At 64.3% G+C, this 6,625-nt stretch carries 2 protein-coding genes; both read left to right on the forward strand.

Annotation, left to right across the window (positions count from 1 at the left end; all coding sequences use genetic code 11):
* A partial coding sequence (locus tag KDX37_RS28525; RefSeq protein ID WP_231656542.1) for a non-ribosomal peptide synthetase occupies nucleotides 1-4,916 on the forward strand: 4,916 nt, incomplete at its 5' end.
* On the forward strand, nucleotides 4,913-6,625 hold a 1,713-nt coding region (locus tag KDX37_RS28530), incomplete at its 3' end, for a condensation domain-containing protein (protein WP_231656543.1). The genes KDX37_RS28525 and KDX37_RS28530, both read left to right, overlap by 4 nt.

Here is a 6,625-nt window from a genome sequence, read left to right on the forward strand (position 1 = left end):
TGCCCGAATACATGGTGCCGTGGCGCCTGGTGCAACTCGATGCCATGCCGTTGTCGGCGAACGGCAAGCTGGACCGCAAGCTGTTGCCGCAGCCGGAAGGGCAGGCCGCTGTCGAGGATTACGTTGCACCACGCAGCGAGATTGAACAGACACTGGCCGCAATCTGGGCTGAAGTGCTGGGCCTTGAGCAGGTCGGTATTGCCGATAACTTCTTCGAACTGGGCGGCGACTCGATTCTGTCGCTGCAAGTGATCAGCCGGGCGCGGCGTGCAGGTTGGCAACTCAACCCCCGTGATCTGTTCGAACATCAGCACATTGCTGGGTTGGCGCGTGTCGCGGTGCCGCTGGATCAGGCCCGTGTCGACAGCGGCCCGGTTCAGGGCGAAGCGCCGATCACGCCCATTCAGGCGCATTTCCTTGCCCAGGCGGTGCCGGTGCAAGGCCACTGGAATCAGGCGTTGCTGCTGCGTCCGCTGCAGACTCTGGAAGCTGACGCATTGCGTGAGGCGCTGACGGCGCTGTTTGCCCATCACGATGCCCTGCGTCTGCAATTTCAACGTGGTGTCGACAATCGCTGGCGGGCCCGTCATGGCCAGACTGCGACCTCATTGCTGGCGTGCAAAACGCTGAGCGGCCCTGGCGCCATCACGGCGACGTGCGAAGACGCCCAGCGCGGTTTCGAGCTCGGTGAGGGGCCGCTGTTCAAGGCAGTGCTGATGCAACTGGTCGAGGGTGAGCAACGGCTGTTGCTGGTGGCGCATCACTTGGTGGTGGACGGTGTGTCCTGGCGCATCCTTCTGGAAGATCTGGCGCAGCTCTACACTCAGGCGCTCGCCGGTTCGGCTCTGCAGCTGGCCTCGCGCACCAGCAGTTTCAAGGCGTGGGGTGAATACCTCAAGCGTTGGGCGGATCAGGGTTTGGGCGACAGCGAACAGGCCTATTGGCAGGCCTATGCCGAGACGTCCGCCAGCCCGTTGCCGGTGCAACATCCGCAAGGCAGCCGCGCGCTGAGTGCCACACGTCAGGTGCGGGTGCAGCTTGATCCTGCGCGCACCCGTGCACTGCTGGGCGTGGCCCATACGGCGTATCGCACGCGCATCGACGAATTGCTGTTGGCGGGTCTCGCTCAGACGCTGTGTCAATGGAGCGGCCATCCAACGGTGGACATCGCCTTGGAAGGTCATGGCCGCACGCCGGGAGCCGATGCCCCTGCTGACCTCGACCTGAGCCGCAGCGTCGGCTGGTTTACAGCCCTGTACCCGCTGCAACTGGCCCCTGGCGGCCAGTCCCCTGCGCACGCCATCAAGGCGATCAAGGAGCAAGTGCGCCAAGTGCCCGGTCAGGGCGTTGGCTATGGCGTGTTGCGCTACCTGGGCGAAGGCGGGCTGGCCGATCAACTGGCGGCGCGGGAAGCCCCACACGTTATCTTCAATTACCTCGGCCAGTTCGATCCGGGCCGCTCGGCGGGCGGGCTGTTTACGTGGGCCGAAGAAGACCTCGGCGCCTCTCTGGATCCCAGCGCCGATGCCGACAGCGAATGGGTGATCGCCGGTCAGGTGCGTGACGGCTGTTTGCAGCTCAGCTGGCGCTACGGTGCCGAGCGTTTTGACAGTGAAGTGGTGCAAGGTCTGGCCGAGCGCTACCTCGCGACCCTGAGCGAACTGGTTGACCATTGCCTGAGCCCCGGCGTGGCGGGCGTCACGCCTTCCGACTTTCCGCTGGCGAACATCAGTCAGGTGCAGCTTGACGCCTTGCCGGTGGCTGCTGCCGACCTTGAAGACCTTTACCCGTTGTCGCCATTGCAACAGGGCATGCTCTTCCACGCCCTGCAAGGTGGGGTCAGCAGCGCCTATGTGAATCAGGTCTGCGTGCCGTTGAGCGAGGTGGACGGTCCACGATTCGCCGCCGCCTGGGAGCGTGTGACCCATGAGCACGCCATTCTGCGCGCCGGTTTCGTCTGGGACGGTGACTTGCCGCAGCCGCTGCAATGGGTTCACCGGCAGTTGCCTTCGCCGGTGCAGCACCTGGACTGGCGTGCTCGCTCGGCAGAACAGGCGCGTCTGGACCTCGCCGAGCTGGCCGATGCCGAGCGCGACCGTGGCTTCGACCTGCGCCAGCCGCCTCTGCAACGAGTCATGTTGGTGCGTCTGGGTGAAAGCGATTACCAACTGATCTGGACCCGCCATCACATCCTGCTCGACGGCTGGGCCACGGCGCGGCTGATCGAAGAAGTGCTGCTGCATTATCGCGGCGAGTCGCCGGCTGCGAGTGCCAGCAGCTACCGGGATTATCTTGCCTGGCTGGCGCGTCAGGACGCTCATGCAAGCCAGGTGTTCTGGAACGAACAGCTGCGTCAGCTGGACGAGCCGACCCGCTTGGCCGACGCCTTGCCCGCCGTGCCAGCCCAGGCCGGGCATGGTGACCTGCGTCTGCAACTGGCTCCGGATATTACTTCGGCACTGGCGGCATTCGCTCGCCGCGAGCGCGTGACCTTGAACACCTTGGTGCAGGGTGCCTGGAGCCTGCTTTTGCAGCGCTACACCGGCCAGCAAAGCGTGGCCTTTGGCGCCACGGTGGCCGGGCGACCGACCGCATTGGCGGATGCCGAGCGCGTGCTCGGTCTGTTCATCAACACCTTGCCGATCATTCAGTCACCCGGCCCGGAGCGGCTGCTGGGTGACTGGCTTCGCGACCTGCAATCGCTGAACTTGGCAGTGCGCGAGCATGAACACACGCCGCTGTTCGACATTCAGCGCTGGGCGGGGCAGGGCGGTCAGGCGCTGTTCCACAGCGTGCTGGTGTTCGAAAACTACCCGGTCGACAGCGCGTTGCGCAGCGGCAGTGGCGTGCAATTTGGCCAGGTCGTTTCGCGGGAAACCACCCATTACCCGCTGACCGTGGTCATTCATGCGGGCGACACCCTGAACGTGCAGTTGAGTTACCTGCTGGGCGCGTTCGATGAGCCAGGCGTGGTTCGCCTCGGCGAGCATTTCCAGAACCTGTTGCTGGCGATGGCGGCACTGGCCCAGGGACCTGCCACGGTGCCCCTCTGCGAGCTGCGCATGCTGAACACCGCTGAGCAGCATCAGCTGTCGGCCTGGAACGCCACCGAAACCCTGTACCCAGCGTATTCAAGCCTGCCCGCGCTGATCGCCGAACAGGTCCGCGCCACACCGGATGCGTTGGCACTGGTCTGTGGCGCGACCCGACTGAGCTACGCCGAACTGGACGCCCGCGCCAATCAGCTCGCTCACTGGCTGCACGGTCAAGGCGTAGGTCCGGACGTGCCGGTCGCCGTTTCTGCCGAGCGTTCAGTTGAGCTGGTCGTCGCGCTATTGGGCGTGATCAAGGCCGGTGGTGCGTATTTGCCGCTGGACCCGGACCATCCGCGTGATCGCCTGCAAGGCATGCTGGAAGACAGCGGCAGCCCGTTGCTGTTGACCCAGACGCACCTGCTGGATACCTGGACGGGCGATGTGGGCGTTCCGGTGCATGCGCTGGAAAATCTGCCGTTGGGCACCCAGCCGCAGACTGCGCCAACCGTCAATATCAGCCCGGAAAACCTCGTCTACTGCCTGTACACCTCAGGCTCCACCGGCAAACCCAAAGCCGTTGGCAACCGTCACGCCGGTCTGCTCAACCGCCTGCAATGGATGCAGGCCGAATACGGCCTGACCGCCGATGACCGCGTGCTGCAAAAGACCCCTTACAGCTTCGACGTGTCGGTCTGGGAATTCTTCTGGCCGTTGCTCAGCGGTGCGGCGCTGGTCATGGCGCCGCCCGGCGCGCACCGCGATCCGCAACTGCTGCGCGAGCTGATCGTCGAGCACGGCATCACCACGCTGCACTTCGTACCGTCGATGCTCCAGGCGTTTGTGTCGGCTGATGAGCTGTCAGCCTGCACCTCGCTCAAACGCATCATCTGCAGCGGCGAAGCCTTGCCTGCTGAGCTGCAACGTCAGGTGCTGGCGCAAACCGCCAGCGAACTGCACAACCTCTACGGGCCGACCGAAGCAGCCATCGATGTCACGTCATGGACATGCCGCGACGACGGCAGCAGCGTGCCGATTGGCCGTCCGATTGCCAATACGCAGATTCATATTCTCGACGCGGACCTGAATCCTGTACCGGTAGGTGTCGCAGGCGAGCTGTACATCGCAGGCGTCAATCTGGCTCGGGGTTACCTGGCGCGTCCATCGCTGACTGCCGAGCGTTTCGTCGCCAATCCTCACGGCAAGCCCGGCGAGCGCATGTACCGCAGCGGCGATCTGGCCCGCTGGCGTGCCGATGGCGCCATCGATTACCTCGGTCGTCTCGATCATCAGGTCAAGCTGCGCGGCCAGCGGATCGAGCTGGGCGAGATCGAAAGCGTGTTGCTGGCACATGAAACCGTGCGCGAATGCGTGGTCATCGCGCGGGACAATCAACTGCTCGGTTACTGGGTCGGGGAGGCCTGTGATGAAGCTGCGCTTAAATTTCACCTTGGTCAGCACGTTCCTGAATACATGGTGCCGTGGCGATTGATGCAATTGTCGGCGATGCCGCTCTCGGCCAACGGCAAGCTGGATCGCAAACTGCTGCCGCAGGTCGAGGCGCAGGCCGCCACAACGGGTTACGTCGAACCTCGCACTGACGCCGAACGCGACCTGGCAAGGATCTGGTCCGAGGTGTTGGGCGTAGGGCGGGTCGGGGTCACAGATGACTTCTTTGAGCTGGGCGGGCATTCGCTGCTCGCGACCCGGCTGGCCTCGCAGATTCGCCATCAGTTAGGCGTACAGATTCACCTCGGCGCGGTGTTCGACACCCCGACCGTCGAGGCGCTTGCTCGGCACCTGGAGCACATTCCGGCGCACGCCCCTGAAGACGAGGTGGACGCCATGACCCAATTGCTGAACGAACTGGAGCGCATTGAATGAACGACCTGAGCCAACCCCATGGCCCCAGCCTCCGTGACGATCCGTTACGCCCGCTGGCCGAAAGGCTCAACGCTCTTCCAGCCGAAAAGCAGCGGATCTTCCTGCAACAGTTGCGGGCAAAAGGCATCGATGCCCGCCGCCTGCCCATCGTTCCTGCACCCGCAGAGGCCATGGGCACGCTCTCTTACAGCCAACATCGGCTGTGGCTGCTCTGGCAGCTGGAACCGACTGCCAGCGCCTATCACATCACCGGCGGCCTGCAGCTCACTGGGGAGCTGAACGAAGCGGCACTGCAAGCGGCGCTGGCTGATACCGTGGCCCGTCATGCGGTTCTGCGCAGCGACTTCCCTGACCAGAACGGCGCGCCGGTTGTCCGCGTGCATGAGGTCGAGGCCTGCACCGTGATGCTGGGGCGTGAAGACCTCAGCGATCTGTCGGCCCAGACCCAGGAAACAGCCCTGACGCGTCTGGCGCAGGAACAGGCTCGGCAACCGTTCGACCTGACTCAGGGGCCGTTGCTGCGCCTGTGCCTGGTGCGCTGCGACGCTGAGCGGCATGCCTTGCTGGTCACGCTGCATCACATCGTTGCCGACGGTGTCTCGGTGGAACTCTTCGTTCAGGAACTGGCCAGCGGCTACGCCCGCCATCTGCAACCGGGCGACAACGCACTGGCCAGCCTCGACGTGCAATACACCGACTACGCACGCTGGCAGCGCCTGTGGCTGGAATCGGGTGAAAGCGAACAGCAATTGGCCTACTGGCGCGAACGCCTGGGCAGCGAAGAGCCGGTGCTGGAATTGCCGGTCGATCACCTGCGGCCCGGTTTGCCCAGCTATCGCGGGGCACGGGTTGGCAAGCCGTTGCCTGACGCTACCAGCAGCCGCTTGCGCCAGTTCGCCCGTGCGCAGCAAGCCACGCCGTTCATGGTGTTGCTCGCGGCCTATGGCGTGTGGCTCAGCCGCCTGTGCGGGCAGTCTGAATTGCGTATCGGCATTCCGGTTGCCAACCGCCAGGCTGCAGCAACCCAAGGCTTGATCGGTTGCTTCGTCAACACCCAGGTCTGGCCGCTGCAAGTCTCTCGCCGCGCTTCCTTCGTCGACCAGCTCAAGGCGGTCCGCGAGCAGGCCTTGCAAGCCCAGGCCCATCAGGATCTGCCCTTCGAACAATTGGTCGAAGCACTGCAACCCCAGCGCAGCCTGGGCCGCAACCCGTTGTTCCAGGTGCTGTTCAACCACTTGCAACGCGGCGACAGCCAATTGAAGTCCGGCGGTCTGGTCTTCGAGCGTCTGGAGCAGGCGGCAGAAACCGCGCAACTGGACCTCGCCCTGACCACTGAGGAAAACCGCCAGGGTCAGATCACGGCGACCTTCAGTTACGCCACCGATCTGTTCGAAGCTTCCACCGTGCAAGCCTGGCACGCACATTTCGTGTACCTGCTCGAGCAACTGCTGGAACAGCCCGAGCGCGCCTTGCACGAACTCGAGCCGTTGACCCCCGCCGAGCAGCAACATCAGGTCGGCTGGAACGCGACCGAAGAACGCTACCCAGCCTACGCGAATCTGCCCGCGCTGATCGCCGAACAGGTCCGCGCCACACCGGACGCCTTGGCGCTGGTCTACGGCACTCAGCGCTTGAGCTACGCCGAACTGGACGCCCGCGCCAATCAACTCGCCCATTGGCTGCAAGGTCAGGGCGTAGCGCCGGACGTG

It is taken from the genome of Pseudomonas californiensis (genome assembly GCF_021147775.1).
Classification (GTDB): domain Bacteria; phylum Pseudomonadota; class Gammaproteobacteria; order Pseudomonadales; family Pseudomonadaceae; genus Aquipseudomonas; species Aquipseudomonas californiensis.